General features: G+C 66.2%; 24 protein-coding genes. 1 reads left to right on the top strand and 23 read right to left on the bottom strand.

Annotated elements, in window-relative coordinates:
- Positions 1-55: 55 nt before the first annotated feature.
- The 8 genes from DFW101_RS02770 to DFW101_RS02735 form a co-directional block, all read right to left on the bottom strand.
- Positions 56-469 (bottom strand): cytochrome c maturation protein CcmE, encoded by a 414-nt coding sequence (locus DFW101_RS02770; RefSeq protein ID WP_009180009.1) that lies wholly within the window; start codon positions 467-469, stop codon positions 56-58.
- 16 nt (positions 470-485) lie between these two features.
- Positions 486-1,556, bottom strand: a complete 1,071-nt coding sequence (locus DFW101_RS02765; RefSeq protein WP_009180008.1) for a hemolysin family protein — start codon at positions 1,554-1,556, stop codon at positions 486-488.
- Between the two features lie 232 nt (positions 1,557-1,788).
- Complete coding sequence (locus DFW101_RS02760; protein WP_009180007.1) at positions 1,789-2,994, bottom strand: alginate O-acetyltransferase AlgX-related protein; 1,206 nt, start codon at positions 2,992-2,994, stop codon at positions 1,789-1,791.
- The gene (gene nadD / locus DFW101_RS02755) at positions 2,979-3,695 is read right to left on the bottom strand and encodes a nicotinate (nicotinamide) nucleotide adenylyltransferase (RefSeq protein WP_009180006.1); all 717 of its coding nucleotides are present in this window, start codon (positions 3,693-3,695) and stop codon (positions 2,979-2,981) included. Before nadD ends, DFW101_RS02760 begins: the two co-directional genes overlap by 16 nt.
- Before the next feature lie 8 nt (positions 3,696-3,703).
- A complete protein-coding gene (locus tag DFW101_RS02750) occupies positions 3,704-4,966 on the bottom strand; it encodes a glutamate-5-semialdehyde dehydrogenase (RefSeq protein WP_009180005.1) in 1,263 nt (420 codons plus the stop codon).
- 68 nt (positions 4,967-5,034) lie between these two features.
- Positions 5,035-5,661, bottom strand: a complete 627-nt coding sequence (locus DFW101_RS02745; protein ID WP_009180004.1) for a class I SAM-dependent methyltransferase — start codon at positions 5,659-5,661, stop codon at positions 5,035-5,037.
- A gap of 141 nt (positions 5,662-5,802) precedes the next feature.
- Entirely contained in the window at positions 5,803-6,546 is a 744-nt protein-coding gene (locus tag DFW101_RS02740) for an HAD family hydrolase (RefSeq protein ID WP_009180003.1), read from the bottom strand.
- Positions 6,543-7,631 carry an aminoglycoside phosphotransferase family protein gene (locus DFW101_RS02735; RefSeq protein ID WP_009180002.1) on the bottom strand — a complete coding sequence of 363 codons (1,089 nt, stop codon included), beginning with the start codon at positions 7,629-7,631 and terminating at the stop codon, positions 6,543-6,545. Before DFW101_RS02735 ends, DFW101_RS02740 begins: the two co-directional genes overlap by 4 nt.
- Positions 7,632-7,947: 316 nt before the next feature.
- Between DFW101_RS02735 and DFW101_RS02730 the strand changes: the two genes are divergently transcribed.
- Positions 7,948-8,406: a cereblon family protein gene (locus DFW101_RS02730; protein ID WP_009180001.1), complete on the top strand. Its 459-nt coding sequence runs from the start codon at positions 7,948-7,950 to the stop codon at positions 8,404-8,406.
- 220 nt (positions 8,407-8,626) lie between these two features.
- Here DFW101_RS02730 and DFW101_RS02725 read toward each other — a convergent pair whose 3' ends face one another.
- From DFW101_RS02725 to fdnG, 15 genes are all read right to left on the bottom strand, one after another.
- The gene (locus DFW101_RS02725) at positions 8,627-8,869 is read right to left on the bottom strand and encodes a hypothetical protein (protein ID WP_009180000.1); all 243 of its coding nucleotides are present in this window, start codon (positions 8,867-8,869) and stop codon (positions 8,627-8,629) included.
- A 134-nt stretch (positions 8,870-9,003) separates the two neighbouring features.
- A complete protein-coding gene (locus DFW101_RS02720; protein WP_009179999.1) occupies positions 9,004-9,975 on the bottom strand; it encodes a deoxyhypusine synthase family protein in 972 nt (323 codons plus the stop codon).
- Positions 9,976-10,191: 216 nt separating this feature from the next.
- Complete coding sequence (gene dxs / locus DFW101_RS02715; RefSeq protein WP_009179998.1) at positions 10,192-12,093, bottom strand: 1-deoxy-D-xylulose-5-phosphate synthase; 1,902 nt, start codon at positions 12,091-12,093, stop codon at positions 10,192-10,194.
- A 54-nt stretch (positions 12,094-12,147) separates the two neighbouring features.
- Positions 12,148-13,047, bottom strand: a complete 900-nt coding sequence (locus tag DFW101_RS02710) for a polyprenyl synthetase family protein (RefSeq protein ID WP_009179997.1) — start codon at positions 13,045-13,047, stop codon at positions 12,148-12,150.
- A complete protein-coding gene (gene xseB / locus DFW101_RS02705; protein ID WP_009108117.1) occupies positions 13,037-13,306 on the bottom strand; it encodes an exodeoxyribonuclease VII small subunit in 270 nt (89 codons plus the stop codon). Before xseB ends, DFW101_RS02710 begins: the two co-directional genes overlap by 11 nt.
- Positions 13,303-14,724, bottom strand: coding sequence for an exodeoxyribonuclease VII large subunit (gene xseA, locus DFW101_RS02700; RefSeq protein WP_009179996.1), 1,422 nt, complete (start codon positions 14,722-14,724; stop codon positions 13,303-13,305). Before xseA ends, xseB begins: the two co-directional genes overlap by 4 nt.
- A gap of 251 nt (positions 14,725-14,975) precedes the next feature.
- Positions 14,976-16,703 (bottom strand): proline--tRNA ligase, encoded by a 1,728-nt coding sequence (locus DFW101_RS02695; protein WP_009179995.1) that lies wholly within the window; start codon positions 16,701-16,703, stop codon positions 14,976-14,978.
- A complete protein-coding gene (ispG, locus tag DFW101_RS02690; protein WP_009179994.1) occupies positions 16,694-17,797 on the bottom strand; it encodes a flavodoxin-dependent (E)-4-hydroxy-3-methylbut-2-enyl-diphosphate synthase in 1,104 nt (367 codons plus the stop codon). Before ispG ends, DFW101_RS02695 begins: the two co-directional genes overlap by 10 nt.
- 47 nt (positions 17,798-17,844) lie before the next feature.
- On the bottom strand, positions 17,845-18,162 hold the full coding sequence (locus tag DFW101_RS02685; RefSeq protein WP_009179993.1) for a hypothetical protein: 318 nt from the start codon (positions 18,160-18,162) through the stop codon (positions 17,845-17,847).
- A 36-nt stretch (positions 18,163-18,198) separates the two neighbouring features.
- Positions 18,199-18,516: a hypothetical protein gene (locus DFW101_RS02680; protein WP_009179992.1), complete on the bottom strand. Its 318-nt coding sequence runs from the start codon at positions 18,514-18,516 to the stop codon at positions 18,199-18,201.
- A 140-nt stretch (positions 18,517-18,656) separates the two neighbouring features.
- Positions 18,657-19,391, bottom strand: a complete 735-nt coding sequence (locus DFW101_RS02675; protein ID WP_009179991.1) for a response regulator — start codon at positions 19,389-19,391, stop codon at positions 18,657-18,659.
- A 53-nt stretch (positions 19,392-19,444) separates the two neighbouring features.
- Complete coding sequence (locus tag DFW101_RS02670; RefSeq protein ID WP_009179990.1) at positions 19,445-21,445, bottom strand: ATP-binding protein; 2,001 nt, start codon at positions 21,443-21,445, stop codon at positions 19,445-19,447.
- 5 nt (positions 21,446-21,450) lie between these two features.
- The gene (locus tag DFW101_RS02665; protein ID WP_009179989.1) at positions 21,451-22,764 is read right to left on the bottom strand and encodes an ABC transporter substrate-binding protein; all 1,314 of its coding nucleotides are present in this window, start codon (positions 22,762-22,764) and stop codon (positions 21,451-21,453) included.
- Positions 22,765-22,919: 155 nt separating this feature from the next.
- A complete protein-coding gene (locus tag DFW101_RS02660; protein WP_009179988.1) occupies positions 22,920-23,642 on the bottom strand; it encodes a 4Fe-4S dicluster domain-containing protein in 723 nt (240 codons plus the stop codon).
- A 150-nt stretch (positions 23,643-23,792) separates the two neighbouring features.
- Entirely contained in the window at positions 23,793-26,837 is a 3,045-nt protein-coding gene (gene fdnG, locus DFW101_RS02655) for a formate dehydrogenase-N subunit alpha (protein ID WP_009179987.1), read from the bottom strand.
- Between the last annotated feature and the right edge of the window lie 31 nt (positions 26,838-26,868).

Raw genomic sequence — 26,868 nt, 5'->3', positions numbered from 1 at the left:
CCGCCCGCCCGGTCAAAAGACCGGGACGGAGCGCCACAAGGGAAGGCCGCCCCTGCTAGCCGCGATTTTCCTTCTGGTATTTCGAGGGACACTTGGTCATGAGCGTGTTGGCGGCAAACGCGCCGGAGGCGGGATTGACCCCCCCTTCCACGATGACCTCGACGCCGGGCTTGAACGTGTCCGGCACCGCGCCGCGGAAATCAACCCGCATGGTCTTGCCGGCCTGATCCTTGTCCTCCAGCACGAAGCTGACGCCCATGGCGTCCTCGGGCCGGGAGAGCCCCTCCTCTGCCACGGTGCCAAACAGGCGGGCCTTGGAAAGCTCCGTCGGCTTCATGGCCAGGGCTTCGGAAACGTTCAAGAAGTAGGCCGCGTTTTCCCCGAGCCCCGAGTAGAGCAAATAGCCCAGGCCACCGAGAAAAAGCGCCAGGGCCACAAGATACATGGGGGCGTTGTTTTTTTTCGCCATGGCAGAACCTGCACGGTTATGGTTGGGGGGCGGGAGCGTCCTCGCGGTCGTGCATCTGGCGCAGGAGCTCTTCGCGCCTGGTGCGGGCGAGTTCCCGCATATCGGCCACCTGGTCGGTTTCGTCAACAATTTCCTTGCCGAGGATCTCCTCGAGCACGTCCTCCAGGCTGACCACTCCGGATACTCCACCGTATTCGTCGAGAACGACGAAGAGATGCATACGCGATTCCAGAAATTTTACCAGCACCCGGTCGAGGGTCATGGTGTCGAGGACGAACCGGACCGGTTTCATGAGGTCGGCGATGCGCACGTCGTCCTGGTCGTTGGCCAGGGCTTCGAGGACTTCGCGGCGATAGACGATGCCCACGATGTCTTCCGGGTCGTCGGCGTCAAAGACCGGGATGCGGCTGTGCGGCCACACGCCCCGCCGCTCGCCCCTGGCCTCGGCCACGGTCATCTGGGACGGCAGGGTGAAGACCACGGTGCGGGGCGTCATGATGTCGCTGGCCGTCTTCTGGTCCAGGGACAGGATGTTTTTGATCGACAGCTCCTCAAGGGGCTTGATGATGCCCTCCCGCCGGGTCAGGCTGACCACGGCCCGCAGGTCCTCCTCCGAGGACAGCGGGTCCCGGCGCTTGCGCGACACCAGCCTGGCCAGGAGCCCGCCGGCCCAGATGATGGGCAAAAGCGCCAGGATCATGTACTTCATGGGTGCGGCGATGAAGGCCGACAGGCTGCGGCTGTAGGCCACGCCCACGGTCTTGGGCAGGATTTCGCCAAAGACCAGGATGACGACCGTGAAGGCGGCGGTGAAAAGCCACAGGTCTTCGGACCCGAACACGGCCGCGCCGGCGGCGCCGGCCACGGCTGCCCCGGCAGTGTTGGCGATGGTGTTGAGGGTCAGGATGGCGGTGATCGGCTTTTCCACGTTGGAGCGCAGGGAAAAGAGGAGTTCGCCGGAGGCCCGGCCTTCCTTGCGCAGGCGCTCGATCCAGCTCCAGGGCACGGAATAAAGGGCGGCCTCGCTCATGGAGCAAAAAGCCGAAATGACGACGGCCAAGGCGACGGAAACGATCAAGGTCACCATGGCCGGGCCTCCGTAGGCGGCATGGCGCCGGGCGACGGAGGTTGGACGGGATCTAGGGGGTCTGATGTCTGGGACGAAGGGGCTGGGTCATGTTCCATGGGAAAGGTGAGGCTCCTCGCGGCTGGGCGCGACATGGCGGTGTTTCTGTGCTTCAATTACGGATTTTTTCCGGTTTGTAAAGAAGCGGCCGGCCGGTGCAAACAGAGCCTCCGGGCGGAGCATATCGTCCCGGCTAGGGCGCGGTCGCTGCAACGTCGTTTTTGAGGCGAAACCCGCCGCGCAAGGGCGGCAGGATATAGCGCTCCGTGAATTCGTCGATCACCACATCCGGCTTTTCCCGCTCGATAAGCGCCGTGTCAAAGAAACGAAATTCCGTGTTCGTCTGGGGCAGCAGCCAGACATAGAGGCCCTTGTCAAACGACTCGGCCAAAAACGGCAAGAGCTCCCACCAGAACGAATCGTGAAACACGATGGCGTTTGGCAGTTTCGTGTTGCCGGTCACGGAATACTGCGGATACTCGAAATAGTGGGGATCGATCGGTCCGTCATAGGAGAGGCCCCTGGCCTTGAACCAATCCTTGTTGAAGTACATGATCCGGTCTTCCTTGAGGTGTTCGGCCAGGCCCATCATGTTGGCCAAATCGCCCGGCAGCCAGTTATACTGCTCCACAGAGAACTGCGAGCGCTCAAGGGGAACGATGGCCGGAAAATCCTTTTTGAGGGCCGCGACGATCTGCCGATAGGCCGCGAAGGCGCCATGGGCGTTCCAGTGGCTATCGGTCATGTAAAAAACCTGATCGGTCATTTTTTGTTCGAGTATGCCCGGCGTCACGTCCACGATATCGAGCTTGGTATAGGCTTTGGCGTAGTTGACCAGCTGTTGCAGGTGCCCTTCCGGCTTGCGCGGGCGCAGGTATTCGGGCAGATTTTCCGGATAAACGGTATTCTTGTTGGGGGCGACCACCACAAGATAGCGGATGCCGCGCTTTTCCAGCCACTCCCGGCGGCGTTCCAGTTCCCGGACCAGAACGTCGACCGACGCTTCGGGCAGGGGATCGGAGGAACGGGCGTCCTCCAGGATGTTGCGGGGCCCGTCCTGGGCCAGGAAAAGCCAGTGGTCCTTGCCGGCCATGACCTGGGAGGAGGCCGACGTCGAGGCCAGGACAAAGGTGTCCAGGAAGCTGTTCCAGGTGATAAGAAGGCTTCGCAGGTTGTAGTGGCGCTCCAGGTAGCCCCGGCGCAGGGTGTCGAACCATTTGATCCAGGTGGCCGGATCGCCCGTCAGGGTGACGAGTTTGCCTGCGTCGCGTTCCATCATCAGGGTCTGGGGCGCGAACCGGACGAACCTGTCGGCCGTCGGCAGGACGAGCAGCGTCACGAACAGCAGGGAGGACAGAAAATGGACCGTGCGGCGGGCGAAAGTCAGGTTGCTTTGCAAGACGGCGTTCCGGGGATGGCTTCCGATTCGGGCCGGCCCCAACCGGCTTCGAGCGCATCCGCATGATTTTTGAGTTCCCGCAGCACGGCCTCGCTGACAAGTCCGTGGATGCGTTTTTGTTGCCGCCACCGCTCTCGTATATCCGAGGCGGAGACGTCAAGCCTGGCGATGGGCACGAACGTCAGGCGCCGGCCGCCGGGCAGGCTCCAGACGGCCGGATCGGACGTGGGCGTGGCGTCCATGGCCGGGCCGTTGGCGGCGAGGAAGGCGGTAAAGGCCGCGAGGCCAAGGCCCTCCCGGGCGTGCACGGCCAGATGGGCCTGCCGGCCGAGGCCAAACCCTTCCTTCCACTGGCCAAGGTGCAGCAGATCGCCCATGCCCATAATGAAGCAGAAGTCTTCCCCCGGCCGTACCCCGGCCAGGGCGGCCAGGGTTTCGCAGGTGTAGGAAGGCCCCGGGCGTTCGGCCTCCATGGCGTTGACCGAAAATCCGGGAATCCCGGCCACGGCCAGCCGGCACAGGCGCAGGCGCAGGGCGAAGTCGAGCAGCGGGCCGCCGCACTTGTGCGGCGGCCGGGCGGCCGGGACGAATTCCACGGCCCCAAGGCCCAGGGCCTCGGCCACCTCGATGGCGGCACGCACATGCCCCACATGGACGGGGTTGAACGTGCCGCCGAAAATGCCGGTCGGGGGCAGGCCCACGGACGGGATCAGCCGCCCCGTACCTGACCCTGGCCCAGGGTCACGAACTTGGCGCTGGTCAGCTCCGTCAGCCCCATGGGACCGTAGGAATGGAGCTTGGAGGTCGAAATGCCAATTTCGGCCCCGAGGCCGAGCTCGCCGCCGTCGTTGAAACGGGTGGAACAGTTGACCCCCACCATGGAGGCGTCGGCCCGGCGCAGGAACTCCATGGCCCGGTCGTGGTTCTCGGTCAAAATGACCTCCGTGTGGTTGGACCCGTACCGGTGGATGTGGTCCAGGGCCTCGTCCATGGAGTCCACCACTTTGACGGCCAGGACGAGGTCGTGGAACTCCTGGCCGAAATCGTCGGGCGCGGCCGGTACGGCCCCTTCCCCCAGAAGCGGCAGGGCGCGCGGACAGGCCCGCATGGCCACCCCGGCCCGGCGCAGGGCCGCGCCCAGGCGGGGCAAAAACGTGGGCCCAATGGCGGCATGGACGAGCAGGCACTCCAGGGCGTTGCAGACCCCGGGCCGCTGGGCCTTGGCGTTTACGACCACCTTTTCGGCCCGGTCCTCCCTCGCGCCCTCGTCCACATAGGCGTGGCACACGCCCTTGAAATGCTTGAGCACCGGCATGGTGGCCTGGGAGACGACGGCACGGATGAGCCCCTCGCCGCCGCGGGGAATGATGACGTCGATGTATTGGTCGAGCTTGCACAGCGCGGCCACGGCGGCCCGGTCGGCGGTTTCCACGAGCTGGGCGGCGTCGGACGGCAGGCCGGCGGCGGCGAGCGCCTCGCGCAGGAGCGCGGCCAGGGCCATGTTCGAGGCCAGGGCCTCGGAGCCGCCTTTGAGGATCACGGCGTTGCCGGCCTTGAGGCAGAGGATGGCCGCGTCGATGGTGACGTTGGGCCGCGACTCGTAGATCATGCAGATGACGCCAAGCGGCACGCGCATGCGGCCGACGAGAAGGCCGTTCGGGCGCGGGCGCAGGGCTTCAATGGCCCCGACGGGATCGGGCAGGCTGATGATTTCGCGGCAGGCTCCGGCCATGGCATCCATGACGGCCGGGGTCAGGGTCAGCCGGTCCAGGCGCGGGGCGTCCATGCCGGCGGCCCGCGCCTTTTCGAGATCCCGGACATTGGCCGCGAGCACGTCCGCGCGGCGGGTGGAAAGGAGCCCGGCCAGGGCTTCGAGAAAGGCGTCCTTGGCCGCGCCGGACGCGGCGGCCATGGCCCGCGAGGCCTCCCTGGCCTTTTGCGCCAAGCTTTCCATGTCGGTTGCGACGCTCATGGCACCTCCACCTTTGGTCGGATACGAAAAGCTTGCAGGCTAGTCCGTGTGGTCGGGAAAAGTCAATATCAAAGGGCGGCCGCGGCCAGGGCCACGCCGGTCACGATCTTGCCGGACCGGGTCCGGACTTGCGGCGTGGCCACATGGAGCGGCCGGAAACCGGCCAGGTCGAGCAGGCCGGCCAACTCGTCCAGGGTGAAGTGATGGGCCACGTACAGGACCTCCCCGGCCTCCCGGACCACGAAGCTGCCCGGCTCCCCGGTCTCGGCCAAACCTTGCTCGTAGCGGGACCGGTAGTACGGCAGGTCGTCGTTTCGCAGAAAATCGGCCAGGCACAAGAGCCGACAGCCGATCCGGGCCGCTTCGGCCAGGACGGCCAGCCGGGCGGCCGGCGTCGGCACGGTGGTCAGGACGGCGTGAAGAATGGCGGCGTCAAAGGCACCCGGCCGAAACGGCAGGCGGGCCAGGTCGGCCCGGACCACGGCCAGCCCTTCCCGCCGGGCCACGGCCAGACTCGGCCCGTTTCGGTCCACGCCGACGACCGGCCGCCCTTCCCGGGCCAGATCGCCAAGCAGCCGTCCGGCCCCGCAGCCGCAGTCGAGGATCCGGTCGCCGGGCCGCAAATAGGCCTTCACCTTGGCGTCCAGGCCAAGGGTTGAAGGAACGCTTGAAGTTTTATCCCAGTACCCGGCCATCTTTTCTAATCCCGCGCCCTCGGTTCACACGCCCCCTATGCCGCCCTTTCGGGGGGGCCGGGGGGGGATGATCCCCCCCGGCGGAGAGGTCCAGGAGCGGCAGAGCCTCTCCTGGCCGCCGGAGGCACCTCCCTCTTTCCCTTACTCTTCCTCGAAAAAACGGAGGGCGTTTCGCAGTTCGCCGAAGCGGTAGATGTTGTAGTGGGCCTCCACGCCGTCCATCTGCTGCTGGCCCTGGCCGGTGGCGAAAAAAACGGTGCGAAGGCCCGCCTGGCGTGCGCCGTGGATGTCGCGGTACATGTCGTTGCCGACAAAGACCACCTCTTCGGCCGGCAGGTGCATGCGGCGAAGGGTCAGGGCGAAGATGCGGGGATCGGGCTTGCGGTAGCCGAGATCACCCGAGACAACAATGGGGAAGAAGTAGCCGTCCAGGCCGACGAGCCGCATCTCGGGCAGGGCCCAGGCTGTCTGGGCGTCCGACAGGGCGGCCAGACGGTAGCGCGGCCGCAGTTCGTCCAGGACTTCCCGGACCTCGGGATAGAGCTCCAGACGGTTGAGGGAAATGCCCCGGAAAAGTTCGGCCAGAAAGTGCGGCAACACGGCCAGCTTGTTTTTCGGAATCACGGCACCCGAGCGGGCGGCCCGGGTGGCCAGGAACTCGCGCCACACGGCCACGGCGTCGTATTCGGGATATTCCTCGCCCCGGGCCCGGCGCTGGTCTTTGAGGATCTGGTAGTAGCCGTCGCGCACGTCGCCCCGGCTGGTGCGGATGCCGTAATATTTGAGCAGGTGGCTGATCGACCGGTAGATCTGCTCGTTGCCCTCGTCGGTGTTGATGTCGATCAGCGTGCCGTTGATGTCGCAGATGATGCCCCTGACCTTCATAAGCCTCCCTTGAGGATGGTCTTGGCCTCGTGGACGAGATGCCGGCGGTACCCGTCGTCAAGCCAGCCGTTTCTGGCAATGCGCAAAAGTGTCAGGCCGAGGTAGAACGGCAGGCGGTCGGTGATGGCGGCGAACGTCCGCTCCCGATCCGGAAAATACCCGGCGTATTCCCAGAGAAAATGGCCGATATAGGGTTCCGCCTGGCCGGCATCGCCCGTGGCGCGCAGGAAACAGTGCTTGAGCTCCCCGCACAGCCGTCCCACGTCATAGACCCGGTCGTCGCGATGCATTCGCTCGAGGTCGATGGCGTAGACGTCCTGCCGCCGGCCGAAGAGAAAATTGGACGGCGTGGCGTCGCCGTGGACCAGGACCTGGACATCCTCCCACTGGGCGGCCCGGGCCGCATAGGCATGGCCGAGGCCGCGCAATCGTTCGGTGCGGCGCGCCTCGATGCCCCCCGACTGGCCGAGGTAGGCCACCACCCGGTCGAAGTAGGCCTGGGTGCGGGAGAAATCCACGCGCTCCCCCCCGGCGGTCGTGTTGTGCATCCGGGCCAGGAACCGGGCCAGTCCGCCAAGCTTGCGGTAGAGCCGGTCGCGGCCTCCGACCAGGGCGGCCGCCTCGATGACGGCGTCGAGCTGCTCGCCCTCCAGGTATTCGATGACCAGCAGGTCGCCGAGCGTGGCGTTGACGCCGAGCGGCCGGGCCACGTAATCGGGCGGCGCGGTAAATCCCAGGCTTCGCAGGTATTCGAGATTGCGGTATTCGTTGGCCGCGGACTGGGGGGTGTTGCTGCCGTTGAGGCCCCTGGCCCGGGCGTAGAACTTGCCGACCACCCGGCCGTCGGACCATTTGTCCTCATAGAGGTAGACGTCGCTTTCGACGGCCACGCGGTAGACCCGCCAGCGGGGTTCGCGAAGTACTTCCCAGAACTGCGGCAGGATGGCGTCGCGCAGGTAGGCGTGCAGGGGATCGGAGGTGGCGAGATGTCCGAGGTAGTGGCGCATGGGAAAGCGTTTCGCAGGCCGCTTGGAGTTTGGCCAGGCCAGACGCCCGGTCAGGTTGACGTATCCGCTCCTAGCCATAGCCTTCCTTGCGACGGTGTGCAAATCCTGGCGTGCCGGATCGTGGCGGCCCGCGGCCTGCACCTGGGTTGGCGTTCCAACCAGGCGGATGACACACGTTTTTCGGCTTGATCCTCGACGACTACGCCTTTCTTCCTGCGGCCCTGCCTGAGCACGCTTCCGACGCGGCCGTTTTTTTCGCCTTCCCCCATTGCATCCTGCCCTGCCATGCGTATAATGATGGCAACTGGAAAAGTATAAAATTCGATATTTGACAAATATGCAAAACCAACGGGAGCGTCAGCGACGTGAAAACGGCGGCCCGGGGGAGGTTTCCATGGAAAGGCATCTGACTTTTTTCACGACGGATCCCCCGTTCACCCTGGATTGGGAAGACGGCGAAGCCACGGCGGAAGAGAATACGGGCAAGCACGTCCTGACCAATCCGGCCCTGGCCCAGGGCGATCGGTTCGTGTGCTCCCAGTGCGGGGCGGACATCACCCGGTCCAGCCAGCGGATCGCCGTCGGCGGCTCCCACCGCCATACCGTGCCGAGTTCGTTTGGGCTGGACCAGGAAATAGGCTGTTTCTCGCTCGCGCCGGGGTGCACCGTGCTCGGACATTTCGCCATGGACTTCGGCAAGCCGGCCGATGGCCAGTGGCAGATGGGCATCTGCTCCACCTGCGGCTACCACCTGGGCTGGCATCATCAGACCGCAGACGGCATCGGGTTCTACGGCCTGCTCCTGGACCATCTGGCCCTGGCGCCCGACGATTCCGAGACGGACCCGGCCTGACCGTTCCCGCGTTTTTGCCGGGCCGCCCGCCCGGCGAGACGTGCCGGGCCAGTCCCTTTCGCTTCCTTCATCACCGCGCCATCCCATCAGCCCCCGCCACCGCGCATCCCGGCCGAGCCGCCCCCCTTTCCGGAACGGCTCGGCCTGGCTTCGGCCAAAGGCCGAAAAAAAGCCGGAAGCAGTTCGCTCCCGGCCTTTTGGCGTGGGCAAAGGGCTCTGATCAAGCCTTCGAAACCGTGACCACATCCTCGAATTCAGCCACCACCTTGAAGGTGCAGCCCCCGGATTCGACGCAGAAGTCGTTTCCGGGAAAAAGCTGGATGGTCGGCGTGAAGGCATCGCCGACGTAGAGGTCCTTGGCTTCGCCGTTGGTCTCGAAACGGATGGTGGTGCCATCGTTTAACGTCACCATCTGTTCGTGGTCGATGCTGACCGGCAGTTCGGCTTCGGTGAAGTTGCTCATGATCTCCTCCAGGGTTGGCGGTTTAATGCTGTTCAAAAAACCCGCCCGGGCGGGCCGAAATGCGTGCAGGTCCATCTCAGGCTACGCCCAAACCCTCTGGATGCCAAGGATTCGCGTCGACTCCGTTCCTTTTTCTACCAGCCCAGCACGTAGGCGAAGATGAGCGGGGCCACGATGGAGGCGTCGGAATTGATCATGAAGCGCGGGGTGTCGATGTCGAGCTTGCCCCAGGTGATCTTCTCGTTCGGCACCGCTCCCGAGTAGGAGCCGTAGGAGGTGGTGGAGTCCCCGATCTGGGCGAAGTAGGCCCAAAACGGGGTGTCCTCGAGCTCCAGGTCCTGGATCAGCATGGGCACGACGCAGATCGGGAAGTCGGCCGCGATGCCGCCGCCAATCTGGAAAAAGCCGACCGGGGTCTTGGCCTTGGCCCGCTCCTGGTACCAGTTGGCCAGAAGCTCCATCTGCTCGGTGCCGGTGCGGTAGGCGGCGTGGCTTTTCACATGGCCGCGCATGACCTCGGAGCAGAAGATGTTGCCAAGGGTGCTGTCCTCGAAGCCGGGCGTAAAGATGGCAAGCCCCTTCTCCTTGGCGGCCAGGACCCAGGAATGCTCGGCCGGGACCTGAAAATACTGGGCGATGTCGGGCTGATCGAGCAGCTCGTACATGTACTCGTAGGGAAATTTCGGCGTCCCGGCTTCGGCGGCCGCGGCCCAGAGCTTGGAGATGCGGCTTTGCACCTGGCGCAGGATGCCCTCGGGGATGCAGGTGTCGGTGACGCGGTTAAAGCCGGCGTCGTAGAGTTCCTTTTCGGCCTCGGGGGACAGGTCCCGGTATTCCGGCACCATCTTGTATTCGTTGTGATTGAAGAGGTTGAAAAGGTCCTCTTCAAGGTTGGCGGCGGTGCAGCTGATGGCATGGACCTTGTCCTGGCGGATCATCTCGGCCAGGGAAATGCCAAGTTCGCAGGTGCTCATGGCCCCGGCCATGGTCAGAAACATCTGGCCGCCCCGGCCGAGCAGGTCGTTCCAGGCCTTGGCGGCGTCCAGGGTCTCGCGGGCGTTGAAGTGGCGGAAATGGGTTTCCATGAAACGGGATATGGCGGACATCATGACTCCTTCGGTTGTGCCAGGGCGGGTTGGATGTGAACGGATCCGCTCCTGCGCGTTGCCCGGGGACGGGGGCGATACACCCACAAATGCGTTATTTTTCCCCGAGGCGAAAGATTTTTTTCCTACCCTCTCTCGGGCCGCCCGTCCAGAGCCGATCCGGCGGGCATAAAGCCCAAAGAGGATTTTCCCCGGCCCGGGCCGGACGGACGCCGCTTAAAGGCCTAAAAGGTGTGCAAGGGCAGCCCGGATGCCGTCCCGGTCGATGCCGCACAGGGTGCCCAGGGCCTTTTGCGAGCCGTGCTCCACGAACTCGTCCGGCAGTCCCAGGCGGCGCACGGTCAGGCCGGAGAGCGCGCCGGCGTCGGACAGGCATTCGAGAACGGCCGAGCCGAAGCCTCCCTGGAGCACGTTTTCCTCGACCGTGAGCCAAAGCGGAAACCGGCCGGCCAGCTCCAGGAGCTGGGCCTCGGGCAGAGGCTTGACGAACCGGGCGTTAAAGACCGCGATTTCCTTTCCGGTTTCGGCGGCCAGGGTGTCGGCCGCGGCCACGGCCGGCATGACCCGGCTGCCGAAGGCGACCACGAGCCCGTCCGTCCCTTCCCGCACGAGCTGGCCCCGGCCCATGGGCAAGGGTTCGACCTGCTCGGGCACGGCCAGGCCCTCGCCGGCCCCGCGCGGGTAGCGGATGGCGACGGGTCCCGGGTGGGCCAGGGCCGTGGCCAGCATGGCCGGCAACTCGGCCTCGTTGCCCGGGGCCATGACCGTGAGGTTCGGGACGTGGCGCAGGTAGGACAGGTCGAAGGCTCCGTGGTGGGTGGCCCCGTCCTCGCCGACGAGGCCCGCCCGGTCGAGGCAGAAGGTCACGGGCAGGTTTTGCAGGCAGACGTCGTGGACGATCTGGTCGTAGGACCGTTGCAGGAAGGTGGAATAGATGGCCACCACGGGCCTGAATCCTTCCATGGCCAGGCCGGCGGCAAAGGTCACGGCATGCTGCTCGCAGATGCCGACATCCACGAACCGGGACGGCATCTCCGCGGCAAAGGCGGCCAGGCCCGTGCCCTCGGGCATGGCCGCCGTGATGGCCATGACCCGGGAATCGTTCCTGGCCATGGCTGTCAGGGCCTGGCCAAAAACCTGGGTGTAGCTCGGAGCACACACGCCCGGCTTTTCCACCAGCCCCGTCTCGGGTTCGAAGCAGCCGACGCCGTGAAAATAGGTGGGATTCTTCTCGGCCGGGGCGTAGCCGCGCCCCTTCTTGGTCAGGACGTGGACCAGGACCGGGCCTTCGATATCCTTGACCTCGCTAAAGACCTGGATCAACCGGCCCGTGTCGTGGCCGTCGATGGGGCCGAGGTAGTTGAAGCGGAAGGCCTCGAAGAGCATGCCGGGCGTGAAAAAGCTCTTAAACGACTCCTCGCCCCGCCGGACGTAGCCCATGAGGTCTCCGCCATAGGGCAGCGAACCGATCCAGCTCTCCATGTCCTTTTTGAGCCGCTTGACCCACCGCTGGTTGAGTTTGCGGCTCAAAAAAAGCGACAGCGCGCCCACGTTCTTGGAAATGGACATCTCATTGTCGTTTAAGACGACGATGAGCCGCCCGCCCCAGCCCCCGGCCTGGTTGAGGCCCTCGTAGGCCAGGCCGGCGGTCATGGAGCCGTCGCCGATGACGGCCACCACGTTGTGGTCCTCGCCCTTGCAGTCCCGGGCCATGGCCATGCCGAGGGCCGCCGAGATCGAGGTGCTCGAATGGCCGACCCCGAAGTGGTCGAAGGGGCTCTCGGCCGGACGCGGAAAGCCGCTGACCCCGCCCATGGTGCGAAGGGTGTGGAACTGCTCCTGCCGGCCGGTCAGGATCTTGTAGGCATAGGCCTGGTGTCCCACGTCCCAGACCAGCTTGTCGCGGCCGGGATCAAAGGCCGAGAGCAAGGCCAAGGTCAGTTCCACCACGCCGAGGGACGGGGCCAGATGGCCGCCGTTCATGGAGACCGTGCCGATGATGACCTGCCGGATTTCCTCGGCCAAGACGGTCCGTTCCTCGGGCGAGAGGCCGGCCACGTCGTGGGGGTGTTTGATCCGGGTGAGGACGCGAAGCGCCGTATCCGAAAGTGCGGTCATCTCCACCTTTCCTTATCATCCATACCGGTGCGGCAAACGCGCCGTTCCAGGCCGTTACTGCACGCGCTCGACAATGTAGCGGGCCAGATCCCGCAGGAATTCCGCCGCCGGGCCATTGTAGGGCGACAGCGCGGCCACGGCCGCGGCCACGCGTTCGTCGGCCAGCCGGCGGCTTTCGTCAAGGCCGACCATGCTCGGATAGGTGTTTTTCCCCTGCTCCCGGTCGCTGCCCACGGGCTTGCCCAGGGTGGCCGCGTCGCCGATCTCATCCAGGATGTCGTCCACGATCTGGAAGGCCGCACCGACAGCCTCGCCGTATTCGCGGGCCCGGGCCACGCCCTCCTCGCCGGCGCCGGCCAGGATCGCGCCGCAGACGCACGAGGCCGTGATGAGGGCCCCGGTCTTGAGGGCCTGCATGCGGGCCAACTCGGCAAGCGTCACGCCTTGCCTGGCGGTATAGTCCATGTCGAGGGCCTGTCCGCCGCCCATGCCGGCGGCACCGGCCGCCCGGGCCGCCTCGGCCAGGGCCGGCAGGACCAGATCGGCGGCTATGCCCGGCCAGGCCCGGCCCATGCAGCCGAAAGCCTCGGTCAAAAGCCCGTCCCCGGCCAGGATGGCGGCCGCCTCGCCGAAGACCTTGTGATTGGAAGGCCGGCCTCGGCGCAAATCGTCGTCGTCCATGGCCGGCAGGTCGTCGTGGATAAGCGAATAGGTGTGGATGATCTCGAACCCGGCGGCAAAGGGCATGGCCCGGGCCCGGGCCGCCCCGAAAAGCTCGGCGAACGACAGGCAAAGGGCCGGCCGCAGCCGCTTGCCCCCGGCCAAAAGCGAATATTCCATGGCCGCAAGCAGGCTCTCCGGCACGCCGCGCTCGCGCATGCGCGCCCCGAACCGCTCTTTGAGGTAAACCTCGACCTCGGCCGCCTGGGCGGCCAGACGTTCTTTAACCGTCACGCGCTTCCTCCCCGGCCGCGTCGTCGGCAGCGGCACCCGGCGCTTCGTCAAACGGACGCGGCTCCCCGTCCTCGCCGGCAAGGGTTATCTCCAGCCGGGCGGCGGCAAGCCGCTTGCGGCACGAGGCGAGAAGCCCCATGCCTTCCTTGTAGAGGGCCACGCCCTTTTCCAGCGGCACGTCCCCGGCCTCCAGGCGCGCGGCGATGCGCTCCAGGCGTTCCAGGGCCTTTTCAAACGTTTCCTCTTTCACCGCGCTCATGTCCGCTCCCCGCCTTTGGGCGCGTCCGCCCCCTCCGGCGTATCGACCGTGGCCCGGACGCGGCCTTCATACACCATGATGTCGAGCTTGTCCCCCGGCCGGACGTCCGCTTCCCGGCGCAGGAACTTCCCGGTGCGGGCCACGGTGGCCAGGCTGTAGCCCCGGGCCAGGGGCCCCAAGGGATCGAGGCCGGCCAGCCGGGCGCCCGCCAGTTCCAGTCGCCGCTCCCGGTCGACCAAATACCACCGCCGGGCCGCCTCAAGGGCATCTTGCCGGCGGGCCAGGGCCTGCTGCCGGGCGTCCAGGGCTTTCGGGCCGAAAGCGGCCGCAACGCTTTCCGACAGGCCTTCCACCCGACGGGCGAGGCCCGCGGTCCAGTGCTCCGCCGCCCGCTCCAGGCGCGCCTCGGCCCCGGCAAAGGCTTCCTCCAGCCGGGCCAGCCGCCGCTCCGGCGACAACCAGGCCAGCCCCCGGGCCAGCACGGCCACTTCCCGCTCCCGGGAAGCCACCAGCTTCTCCGCCGCCCGCCCAAGCGCCATCTCCAGGTCGTCCAGACGCTGGGCCAGCTGTTCCCGCTCGGGCCACAAAAGCTGGGCCGCGTGGGACGGCGTGGCCGCCCGGACATCGGCCACCATGTCGGCGATGGTCACGTCCACCTCGTGGCCGACGCCGGTCAGGACCGGCAGGGGCGAGGCGAAGATGGCCCCGGCCACTTCCACGGAATTAAACGCCCACAGATCCTCGAGCGATCCGCCGCCGCGCACGAGCACCAGGACCTCGGCCCAGTCGTCGGCCACGGCCCGCATCATGGCCCGGACAATGCCGGTCGGCGCGGCGTCGCCCTGGACCAGGGTCGGATAGATCCGGACTGCGGCCCCGTGACCCCGCTCCCGGCCGATGCGGATGAAATCGCGTACCGCAGCACCCGTCGGCGCGGTCACCACCGCCACCCGCAGCGGATGGCGCGGCAGCGGACGCTTCCTGGCCGGATCGAAATACCCCCGGGCGGCCAGGTCTTTTTTGAGGGCCTCGAACTCCAGCCACAGCCGGCCGGCCCCGACCTCCTGCACCACCTCGGCCACGAGCTGGTAGGCGCCGCGCGGGGGATAGACCGTCAGCCGGCCGGCGGCCATGACCTCCATGCCGTCGGCCAGGCCCTCGGCCAGGGACGCCTCGTAGACCTCGCCGGTCAGCGGATCGTACCGGCCGCCGCCGGCCAGGGCCTTGCCGCCCTGGGCCCCCCGGAACCAGACCACGGCCAGCGATGCCTCGGCATCCTTCAGCGAAAAATACAGATGCCCCGAGCCCGGCCGCGACAGGTTCACCACCTGGCCGCGCACCCAGACGAACGGGAATTCCGACTCGACCACGTCCTTGATGGAACGCGTCAACTCGCTGACCTCAAACACATGCGGCATCGGCGTGCACCGGAGAACCGGGGGAGGGAACCCTTTTTGCAAAAAGGGGTTCCCTCCCCCGGACCCCCACCCTCCCCAAAAATTCTTAAAGGGTTGGTTGAAAGTTTGGGGCGTGTGGGCCAGACGCCACCGACGCACACCCGCTTCCCCCGCTCCCGCGCCCCCTTTCGGGAGGGTCCGGGAGGGGGTGACCCCCTCCCGGTGGTGTCCGGGGCAAAGCCCCGGCCGCCGGAGGCACGCTTCCTCCTCCCCTACTCCAGCCCCCAGCCCTGGCGCACCTGCTCGCGCCATCCCATGAAGGCCTCCAGGAAGCCTTCGAGGGGCAGTTCGCCCTTCTCGCCGGTGCGGCGGTCCTTGGTTTCGACGATGCCCCGGGCCAGCCCCTTGCCGCCAAGTGTCAGCTGGATGGGCAGGCCGATCAGGTCGGCGTCCTTGAACTTGACGCCGGGCCGCTCGTCGCGGTCGTCGAGGAGCGTCTCTACGCCGGCCTTGGTCAGGGCGGCGTAGATCTCGTCGGCCTTGGCCGAGGCGGTCTCGTCCTTGGGGCTCAGGTTGATGAGCGCCGCTTCGAAGGGGGCGATGGGCGGCGGGAAGACGATGCCGGAGGCATCGTTGTTCTGTTCGATGCAGGCGGCCACGATCCGCGAGACGCCGATGCCGTAGCAGCCCATGATCATGAACTGCTCCTTGCCGGCCTCGTCGAGGAAGGTGGCACTTAAGGCCTTGGAGTACTTGAGGCCGAGCTTGAAGACGTGGCCGACTTCGATGCCCTTGGTGAAGTCGAGGGCCGCGCCGCACTTGGGGCAGGTGTCGCCGGGCGCAACCTGGCGCAGGTCCACGAAGTCGACGACGCGGGCATCGCGGGCCAAGTCCACCTGGCGCAGGTGGGCGTCGGCCGCGTTGGCCCCGACGATCCAGTCCGTGCCGCAGGCCAGCTCCTGGTCGGCGTAGATTTTGGCGGAAGATAGGCCGACCGGGCCGGCAAAGCCCACGGGCGCGCCGGTCAGCGTGACGACCTCCTCGGGCGTAGCCAGACGCAGATTGGTGGCGCCAAGCAGATTTTTGAGCTTGATTTCGTTGAGCTCCCGGTCGCCGCGCACCAGGGCGGCAACGGGAGTACCGTCGGCCATGTAAAGGAGCGTCTTGACGATCCGGGCCGGTGCGACGCCGAGGTAGGCGGCCACTTCCTCGACGGTGTGCACCCCCGGCGTGGGCACGGATTCGGCCGGCGGACAGGGGGCGGCGGCGCCGGGAGCCGGGGCGATGGTCTCGGCCTTTTCCAGGTTGGCCCCGTAGTCGCAGGCCGGGCAGGCCACGATGGTGTCCTCGCCGGTCTCGGCCAGGACCATGAACTCGTGGGAAAAGGAGCCGCCGATGGCCCCGGAGTCGGCGGACACGGCCCGGAATTTGAGGCCAAGGCGCGTGAAGATGCGGGCGTAGGCGTCGAACATCGATTTGTAGCTGGCGTCGGCCCCGGCGTCGTCCTTGTCAAAGGAATAGGCGTCCTTCATGACGAATTCGCGGCCGCGCATGAGCCCGAACCGGGGCCGGATCTCGTCGCGGAATTTCGTCTGGACCTGGTAGAGGTTGACCGGCAGTTGGCGGTAGGAGCGGATCTCGTGGCGCACGAGGTCGGTAACGACTTCCTCGTGGGTGGGCCCGAGACAGGACTCCCGGTCGTGGCGGTCGACGAAGCGCAAAAGCTCCCGGCCGTAGAAGTCCCAGCGGCCGGATTCCTTCCACAGGTCGGCGGGCTGGACGGCCGGCATGAGGATTTCGAGGGCCCCGGCCCGGTCCATCTCCTCGCGCACGATCCGGGCCACGTTGTTGACGGCCCGAAGCCCGAGGGGAAGATAGGTGTAGATGCCGGCGGTCAGTTTGCGGATCATGCCGGCGCGCAGCAGCAGCTTGTGGCTTATGACCTCGGCCTCGGCCGGGGATTCCTTGAGGGTGGGGGCATAGTAGCGGCTCAGTCGCATGCGGATTCCTTTTTTTCGGTGAGATAGCGTTCCAATTCGTCCATGAAGGCGGGGATGAGGTTCTCGGCCCCGCGCACCTTGCCGAGCACCTCGCCCTTTCGAAAAATGATGCCGCAGTCGCGGCCGCCGGCAATGCCGATGTCGGCCTCCCGGGCTTCGCCCGGGCCGTTGACCACGCAGCCCATGACGGCCACGGTGAAGACGTCGGGCACATGGCGCAGCCGCGCCTCCACGGCCTCGGCCAGGCCGACCAGGTCGATCTCGGTGCGGCCGCAGGTCGGGCAGGAGATGATCTCCGGCCCCCGGGCGCGGAGATCCAGGGCGCGCAGGATCTCGTAGGCCACGCCGATCTCGGTGACCGGGTCGCCGGTCAAAGACACCCGAAGCGTGTCGCCAAGCCCCTCGGCCAGCAGGATGCCGAGGCCCACGGCGGATTTGACCGCGCCGCGAAGGGGCGTGCCCGCCTCGGTCACGCCGATGTGGAGCGGATAGTCGACCTGTCGGGCCAAAAGCCGATAGGCGGCGATGGTCCGGGTGACGGACGAGGACTTGAGCGACACCTTGATGTCGTAAAACCCCCGCTTCTCCAGGTAGGCGATGTGCGTGAGCGCGCTTTCGACCATGGCCTCGGGGGTCGGGCCGCCGTATTTTTTGAGCAGGTCCTTTTGCACGGACCCGGAGTTGACGCCGATGCGGATGGGAGCGCTGTGGGCCGTGGCCGCGGCGACCACCGTGTCCACGGCCGCTTCGGACCCGATGTTGCCGGGATTGATGCGAAGCGCGTCCATGCCGGCCTCCAGGGCGGCCACGGCCAGACGGTGGTCGAAGTGGATGTCGGCCACAAGCGGCACGTCCGTGCCGGCCCGGATGGCGCAAAGGGCCTTGGCCGCCGCCTCGTCGAGAACGGCCAGGCGCACGATCTCGCAGCCGGCGTCGGAGAGGGCCGCGATCTGGGCCAGGGTGGCCTCGGCGTCCCGGGTATCGGTATTGGTCATGCTCTGGACGCGGACCGGATTGTCGCCGCCGACGCCGATGCGGCCGATGGCGACGGTCCGGCTCGGACGCCGGAAAGGCATTTCGGGAGTGGTGTGCATGGGGAAACCGGGTTGGGTGTTCGCCGGCGGGAGCCGGCCGGAAACGGTCAGCCGCCCTCGGTCACGCCGGTGACGGCCAGATAGACGTCCTCGCCGGACTTCTTGGCCACCGTGCCCTCGATACGGCAGTCGGCGTCCTTTTTGCCCAGGGCGAAAAGCTTCTCAATGACGTCCTTGGAGGTGACGTCGTCGCAGACCATATACCGTTTCTGGTCCTTGGTCTCGAACGCCAGGCAGATGGTTTCGGTCTTGGGGTACTGGAACACGCCCGTGGTCCGGCCGGTCAGGGCCACGCTCTCGGCGGCCTGGGCCGGGACGACGCCCAAAAAAACAAAAAGGGCCAGGGCCTGGAAAAGACTTCGCATCAAATAAACCTCCTGACGCGCCACGGCGGCGGGCCGTCACCGGGGGGAAGGGTCGGAGTTGCCGGCGCCTGAGGCCCCGCCCAATAGGGTCATGCCCCAAAGGGCCAGGGCAACGGCCGCCACGTAATAAAGCACGTCCTGGCCGAGCAGCCAGGCCAGGACCGTGCGGGCCGCCGCGTCCGGCCGGACGAACACCCAGCGCACCACGGCATCGGGCACGAAGTTGCCAAGGGGCCAGTCGAGCCACAGGCCCTCCCGGATGGCCACGAAAAGCTTCATGCCGAGCAGGATGTAAAGCGCCGCCAGGCTGGCCCAGAGGCAGCCCCGGCCAAGGACGTCTCGTCGGGTTGTCATGAAACCGCCCGTTTTCCGTCCGCAGATGCGCGGTGGCAAGCGTTATACTGGGGGCAGGGCGGACTGTAAACGTTCCGCAAGCTCTTTCTTGCCGGCACCGGGGCCGCCTTGGCGCGCGGCCCATGGGGGACCGCCCCCTCTCAGCCGTCCCCCCGGGAGGCGAGATAGTCCAGGGCCTGCCGGCAGTCGGTAAAGCGCGGGGCCTTGGCCGTGACGCCGAACCGGTCGAGGATCCTGGCGAAATTTTCCGAAAGCCCGCACACGGCCACCGGACGGCCGGCCTCGCGGCAGTCTTCGGCCGCCTGCAGCAAAAGATCCAGGCCCGCCCCGTTGATCGATGCGTCGGGGCTGAAGGCGAAGAGGAACTTGCTTGCCCCGTCGGCCTCCTTCACGGCCCGGATCAGGTACGGTTCGGTTTCGCCGGACAGGCTGCCCCGGATGGCGATGACGCCGATCTCCCCTTCCCGCTCCACGCTGATGTCGCCGAAGCGGCCGTCCGTGGCCTCCCTGAGATCGAGCCGGGCCGTGGCCCGGCCCAGGGCCGCCTCCAGGGCCTCGCGGCGGATGGGCTTGTCGATGAAATCCGTGGCGCGCAAGGCCAGGGCGGCGAGCGCCAGCTCGGTATCCCCGTGCCCGGTGATGACGATGACCTCGGTCTCCGGCCGCTGCTCCTTGATGGCCGCCAGGACCGCCAGGCCGTTCATGCCCGGCATCTTGATGTCGGTCAGGACGATCGGCGGCTTCTGGGCGGCGAAAACCGCCAGCCCTTCCTCGCCGCTGGCCGCGGTCAGCACCGGATGGCCGTAGGCGCCGAGGTAGAGCTCGAACATCATGAGGGTTGGCCGTTCGTCGTCGATCACCAAAATCGTGCGCATGCCGTACTCCCGAGGGTCCTGATCATGGTCTTTGAGGTGTCGTGGACGCCACGTCAAGCCCCCGGCCGGTCCGCGAGGGCCGCCGGAAAGGTCAGGCGAAAGACGCTGCCGCCGCCGGGAGCGTCGCCAACCTCGATATTTCCACCATAATCCTTGATGATTCCATAGGTTATGGCGAGCCCCAGCCCCATACCCCGTCCGGTGGCCTTGGTTGTGAAAAAGGGCTCGAAAATCTTGCGGCGCTCGCCCTCGGCGATGCCGCACCCGGTGTCGGCCACGTCCACGGCCACCCGCCCGCCCTCGGTCCGAGAACGGATGGCGATGCGACGCGGCCGATCCGGCGGATTCTGGCCCGGGTCGCCGGTCAGGGCATCCCGGGCGTTGACCACGAGATTGAAAAACACCTGCTCCAGACGGTTGGCGTGGGCCTTGATGGGGGCCACCGTTTCGAGGTCAAGGACCACCTCGATGTCTTGCAGGGCCAGTTCGTGGCCGATGATGGTAAAGACCCCTTTGATGGGCTCGTTTATGTCCACGTTCTCGGGCATAGGTTCGGATTTGCGGCCGAAATCCCGCAAGTGGCCGATGATGGCCGCGGCCCGGTCGACCTGCTCGCTGACCTGGCTCGTGACTGCGGCCAAATGGCCGGCCGGCGGTGGCAGCCCCTTTTCGGCCAGTAGCCGCAGGTAGTCGCTGCCCATCTTGATGGCGTTGAGCGGCTGGTTGAGTTCATGGGCGATACCGGCCGACATTTCGCCAAGCGTCTTCATCTTGCTCGCCTGGATGAGCTGGGCGTCTTTTTCCACCAGTTCGGTGATGTCCGTGGCCGAAAAGATGACCGCGTCCCGGCCCCGGTAGGCGATGCGGCAGGCGTGGAGGTTGACATAGAGGGGTTCGCCGCCCTTTTTCACATGCCGCAGCTTGGGGAAAAACACCCGGCCCGGCCCGTCGCGGTCGCGGAGGTAGTCGGCCACGCCCCGGGAGTCGGTTTCCAGGTCGCCGACGAACCGGCCGGCCAATTCCTTGCGGGCGTAGCCGTAGACGTCCTCGGCCTGGGAATTGGCGTCCAGGATGCGCCCGGTGGCCGCGTCGGCCACGAAGACCGGGTCCGGATTGCTGTCGAAAAGCGAGCGGTATTTTTCCTCGGACTCCCGGAGCCGCCGCCGGTACAGCCGGATGCTCCAGATCATGTTGCCAAACGATTCGGCCAGTTGGGCCACTTCGTCGCCGCCGCCGCCCTTGCGGTAGAAGCGGCACTCCCGGCAGGTGGGGGTGTTGGCCTGCTGGTTTTCCGGCCCGATGTCGGTCCGGCTCTGGTCGAAGTGCCAGCAGGGCAGGTCCGTGTCGGCGTAGGCCGGACAGTCCTTGGGCGCGGTGTCGCGCAGGCCGAGCAGGGACGATGGGGCCTCGAGGCTGCCCCGGCTGACCGCGTCCGCGGCCTGGGTCAGGCGCGAGATGGGCCGGGCCACGGCGTTGGACAGACGAAGGACAATGAGGAACATGACCACGGTCACGGCTGCGATAAAGCCCAGGAAGGTGGTGCGAAGGGTTCCGACCAGGGAGTCGATGTGTTTTTTGGACAGGCCCACATGGACCGCGCCCAGGGTGGAGATGCCCTCGCGCACGGGCACGGCGATGTCGATGGCCTGGTTCCCCTCGAAATCGACCAGCCGGATGCTGTATTCCTGGTTCTCGCCCAGGGGATTGACCCGGAGGAGGGCCTTGGGGAACGGCCGGATGAAGTTGTTGGCCAGGATGTGGTTGTCGGTGTCCTCGATGAAGATGTAGGACACGAGAATCCGGCGTTCCCCGAGCTGGGCCGCGTCGAAGGCCAAGCTGACCAGATTGGCCCGGTTCTTGTCCAGAATAAACCCGCCCGCCCGCTCGGCGATGCTCTGGCCGATGGCCACGCCCCGCTGTTCGAGCTCCCGGTTGAGGCTCGTGACCAGGATCCAGCGGGCGAGCAGCGCGATGACGGCGCTGACCAGAAGCACAACGGCCATGGCGCCGCCGAACATCTTGAGCTTGAGGCTGATGTGGCGTTTGACGAACATGAGGCTCACTGCCCCGGTCCGACCGGCGGACCCGGGTCCGGCCCGTCCGCTTCCCGGCGAACGGCATCGGTTCCTGCCCGGGCGGCCAGTGCGTCCCGGATGCGGCCCCAGTCCGTGACCATGTGGAATTCTCCGTGGTCGAGGCGCGTGAAATAGACCCGCTCCAGGCCCTGGTGGCGGGTCTTGTCGAAACTGACGGGACTGGCGATGCCGACATCGAAATCGGCAATGGCCTCCACGGCGTCGAGAAAGCGTTCCCGAGTCAGGTTCCGGCCGGCCCGACGCAGGCCCTCGACCAGGACCTTGGCGTTGATAAATCCTTCCAGTCCGACCAGATTGGGGCGCTCCCCGGGAAAATACCGGCCGAGCAACTCCGCGTACTCCGTGACCCCGGGCAGGACCGGACCGGACTCGGGGCGGCCCGGCAGCGGCACCACTTGCGAGACCAGAAGCGGCGTGTCGTCCCCGGGCCCGAGGAGGCGGGCGATCTCGTCGGCCCCGACAAAGGAGACGGCGTAGAAAAGCCCCTTGTAGCCCCGGGCCCGGGCCAGCCCGATGGCCTTGGCGCAGGGGCCGTAGGTGCCGATCATGACGATGGCTTTCGGCCCGGCTTCAAGGATGCGGCCCAGGCCCTCCTCCACGTCCATGGTGCCCCGGATGTAGGAGCCCCGGGCCACCGGGGCCAGGCCGTGGGAACGCAGCGCCATTTCCGTGCCCTTGAGGCCGTCGAAGCCGTAGGCGTCGTACTGGTAGAAGACGGCCACCCGGTCGATGCCGAGATCCCGGGCCATATGGTCCACGGCGGCGGCGGTCTCCTGGTAGTAGGAGGGCCGGATGTTGACGATGGAGCGTCGAAAGGGCGAGCGCAGGGCGTCGGCGCCGGTGAAGCTGCCGACCAGCGGCACCTTGGCCTCTTCCAGGAGCGGGATGATCTTGACCGTGGTCGGCGTGCCTACATAGCTAAAGAGGCAAAAGACCCGGTCCTCGACGATCAGCTGCTGGGTGTTGGCCACGCACCGGGGCGGGTCGTAGCCGTCGTCCAGGGCCAGGACCGTGATCCGTCGGCCGGCCACCCCGCCGGCGTCATTTATCGCGTTGATATAGGCCAGGGCCCCGAAAAGCGTCTGCTTGCCGAGATAGCTGGCGTGGCCGGTCAGGGGCAGGGAGGAGCCGACGAGCACGGCGTCGTCGGTGACGCCGGGCACGCCCGCCTCCTCGGCTTCCGGAGCCGGCTCGCCGGAACAGGCCGCCAGCAGGCTGGCCAGGAGTACGGCCGCCACGACGGAAAAAACGGAAATGCGCGCACGAGAGGTGACCATGGCGGGGAAATACCAGATCAGGCCCGGCGGTCAACCGGGGTCGCGGGGCATCGGCCCGACCGTGCACCCGGTCCCGGGCACGGCCACGCGCCGGGATCGGGAACACCGGCGGCCGGAAGGCCGTGGCAGCGGCCTTCCGGACAGACCGGCGGGGACTAACCGAACGTGCGAAGCGGCCGGAACACTTTGGCCAGGAAGGCCTTGCGGCTCAAGGGACGCGGCCCGGCATCGCCGAACTGGAGATACTTGTAATAGGCGCTCGGCGGCTGCGGGCACAGGAAGATGGCCCGCACGGAATCGGCGTCCACGAGTTCGGCCTTCGGATGGACGGGTTTGAGCTTGGCCAGCCGTTCGCGGGCCATGGACAGCATCTCGTCGCGATCCCCGAAGTTCATGGTGCCGGTCGGGCAGGTCTTGACGCACGACGGGAGCATGCCGGACTGGACCCGGTCGTTGCACATGTCGCACTTGTACATGAGCTTGGTGGCCGGATCGACCCGGGGGATATCGTAGGGACAGGCCTGGCGGACCGCCTCGGCATTGAGCTGCTTGCTCTTGTCCGTGAAGACCACGGCCCCGGTCTCAGGATCCTGGATAATAGCGTCGACCACCTCGGAATCGCCGACCATCTTGCAGGGCGCGTCCAGGCAATGGCGGCACTGGTCCGGGAAAAAGAGCCAATGGAACTTCCCGTCCACAGTGGTTTCGGTAAAGCGCACGACTTTGAGCGTCTGCCAGGACAGGTCGGGCGGGTTCTGGTGGGAGCCGGTATTTTCCGTGGGTTCCACGGGTTTGTTCTTCCACTGCTTGCAGGCCACCTGACAGCCCCGGCAGCCGGTGCAGCGCGACAGGTCGATAAAAAACGTCTTTCCGTTCATGGCGGCATTTCTCCTGGTGACTGCTTCCAAAAGTCGGGGCGACTTCCGGAAACGGGGCCGGAACAGGGGGCCTGTCCCGGCCATCGCTTCGTGCGGATCCGCGCGCCGGGCCCGTTTCGGGGCCCGGCGCACGGCTCGCGTGGCCGTTGGCTAGGCCTTTTTCACGTTGACCATGAAGGCCTTGGTCTCGGGGATGCCCGTGTTGGGATCGCCGACCGACGGGCACAGGATGTTGGCCGAATCGCCGCCGTTTTTCGGCCAGGTCCAGCCGTAGTGCCAGGGGATGCCCACCTGGTGGACGGTCTGGCCGAGCACGGTGAAGGGCTTGATCCGCTCGGTGACGATGGCCTTGGCCCAAAGCGACCCGCGGGTGCTTTCCATGATGACCTTGTCGCCGTTTTTGATGCCGCGCATGGCCGCGAGCTCCTGGCTCATCTCGCAGAACATCTGCGGTTCGGCCTCGAGGAGCCAGGGGGAATTGCGGGTCATGACGCCCGTCTGCCAGTGCTCGGTCACCCTGTAGGTGGAACACACGAACGGGTAGCGCGGATCGCAGACGGCGTGCACCTCGGTCGGACCGGTAAAGGTCAGGGCCGTGGGGTTGTTGAGCTGCTTGGAGAACGGGTGGGCCCCGATCGGGCACTCGAGCGGCTCGTAGTATTCCGGCAGGGGGCCGTCGTTTCGACCCGGGCCGAAGATCTGGCCCATGCCGTCGGTGGTCATGATAAAGGGATACTTGCCCTTCTCCACATCGGCCATGGGCGGCCAGGGGCCGTCCGGCACGTCGCCCACCCACTTGCCGTCCTTCCATTCGATGACGGCCTTTTGCGGCTGGTACGGCTTGCCCTGGGGATCGACCGAAGCCCGGTTGTAGAGGATGCGGCGGTTGACCGGCCAGGCCCAGGACCAGCCCGGATAGAGGCCGATGTTGGCCTGCATCGGGGTCTGGGTCTTGTCGCGCCGGGCGGCCATGTTCTTGTCGGTATAGGACCCGCAGTAGACCCAGGTCCCGGAACTGGTGGACCCGTCGGTCTGGAGCAGGGCAAAGCCCGGCACCGGGTCGCCGGCCCTAAACGTCTTCTCCTCGTCGCCGACCTTGAGGGTCTTATCCTGGAGGAAGAAGCCGTTTATCCGCTTGGCCACCTTGTGGGGGTCAAAGACGTGGTTGGTGGCCACGTCCCAGTTGAGGTTTTTGATGGGATCGGGGAAGGCCCCACCCTCTTTGGCGTAGAGTTCACGAATCTTTTCGAACAGTTCATAGATCATGTCGCCGTCGGGCTTGCTGTCCCCGGTCGGCTTCTGGGCGGCGTAGCGCCACTGCATCCAGCGGCCGGAGTTCGAAATCGAGCCTTCCTTCTCAAAGGACACGGCGCACGGCAGGAAAAAGACCTCGGTCTTGACCTTTTTGGGGTCAAGGCCGGGCCCTTTCCAGAAGGAGCCGGTCTCGGTCTCGAACATGTTGACCGTGACCATCCAGTCGAGCTTGGTCATGGCCTCGCGGGTCTTGTTGGCATTGGCCGTGCTGGCGGCCGGGTTCTGGCCCCAGGCGAAGAAGCCCTTGAAGGCACCCTTGTGCATGACGTCGAACATGGACAGCCAGGAATAATCCTTGCCCGGCTCGAGCTTGGGCAGGTAGGCGTAGCCCGTTTCCAGATCCTGCTCGGGATAGAGGGACTTGATGAAGCTGGCCATGTATTTGGGCCGGTTGCCCCACCAGTTGATGCTTTGGGGCTCCTTGGTCACGGGCGTGGTTTTTTCCACGTATTCCTTGAGGGTGGTGAAGCTCGCCACCGGCGTCGGAAGATACCCGGGCAGGATGTGGTAGAGCAGGCCCTGGTCCGTGGAACCCTGGACGTTGGCTTCGCCGCGCAGGGCGTTGATGCCGCCGCCGGCCACGCCCATGTTGCCCAAAAGGAGCTGGACGATGGACATGGCCCGGATGTTCTGCACGCCGACCGTGTGCTGGGTCTGGCCCATGGCGTAGAGCATGGTGCCGGATTTCTCGGGTTTGCCCGTGGCGGCGTAGGTCTGGTAGACGGTCTGCAGGTCGGCCACCGGCGTGCCGGTGATGTCCGACACCGTCTTCATGTCGTAGCGCTCATAGTGCTGGCGCAAGAGCTGGAACACGCACCGGGGGTCCTTGAGGGTCAGATCCTTCTTGATGCGGCCGGCACTGTCCTTGGCGAAGTTCCAGGCACTTTTGTCGTAGATCTGCTTCTCCGCGTCAAATCCGGAGAAAAAACCTTCCTTGAAGGCATACTTGTCGCCGAGGATGAACGAGGCGTTGGTGTAGTTGGCGACGTAATCCCTGAAATAGAGATTGTTGGCCAGGATATAGCGGATCATGCCGCCCAAAAAGGCGATGTCCGAGCCGGACCGCAGCCGGGCGAACACGTCGGCATGGGCCGAGGTGCGCGTGTAGCGCGGGTCGACGTGGATGATCTTCCCGCCCTTGTCCTTGGCCCGAAGGGCCCATTTGAACGAGATGGGATGGTTCTCGGCGGCATTGCTGCCCATGATCAAAATGCAATCCGAATTCGCGATGTCGATCCAGTGGTTCGTCATCGCGCCGCGTCCGAACGACTCTGCCAGAGCCGCTACAGTGGCGCTGTGTCAGATACGGGCCTGGTGCTCGATGTAGGTAAGCCCCATGGCCCGGAGCATGGCCTGGTAGATCCAGCACTCCTCGTTGTCCAGGGCAGCCGAGCCGACCGAGGCCAGGTTCTCGCACCGGTTGACGGTGCGGCCCTTGGAATCCTTGGTGACAAAGCCCGCGTCCCGGGTTTCCTTGACGCGGCGCGCGATGCGGTCGAGAGCGAAATCCCAGCTCTTTTCCTCCCAGTTCTCGCTGTAGGGGGCCCGGTACAGGACCTTGGTGATGCGGCGGTCATTGGTGCCGAGCTGGTAGTGGGACGCGCCCTTGGGGCAAAGCGACCCTTCGCTGATCGGATGGTCGGGATCGCCCTCGATGTTGACCACCCTGCCCTGCCCATCCTTGTCGGTGCTGGCAATGAGCCCGCATCCGACCGAGCAGTAACAGCACACCGACGTGGTCTGCTTGGTGAATTTCAGTTTCGGCGCCTGGGCCTGGGCCTGGGCCTTTGCCTGGCGCAGGTCGAAGCCGAGGCCGCCGAAAGCGGCCACGGCCGTCGAGGCGCCCGCGATTTTGAGGAACTCACGCCGGTTCCATTCCATGATCCGTCTCCTTGCCGCTTGGCGTTGCTGC

The organism is Solidesulfovibrio carbinoliphilus subsp. oakridgensis, from assembly GCF_000177215.2.
GTDB classification, from domain to species: Bacteria; Desulfobacterota; Desulfovibrionia; order Desulfovibrionales; family Desulfovibrionaceae; genus Solidesulfovibrio; species Solidesulfovibrio carbinoliphilus.
The sequence above is the reverse complement of the archived record's forward strand: the minus strand, read 5'-3'. Positions and strand labels throughout refer to the sequence as shown.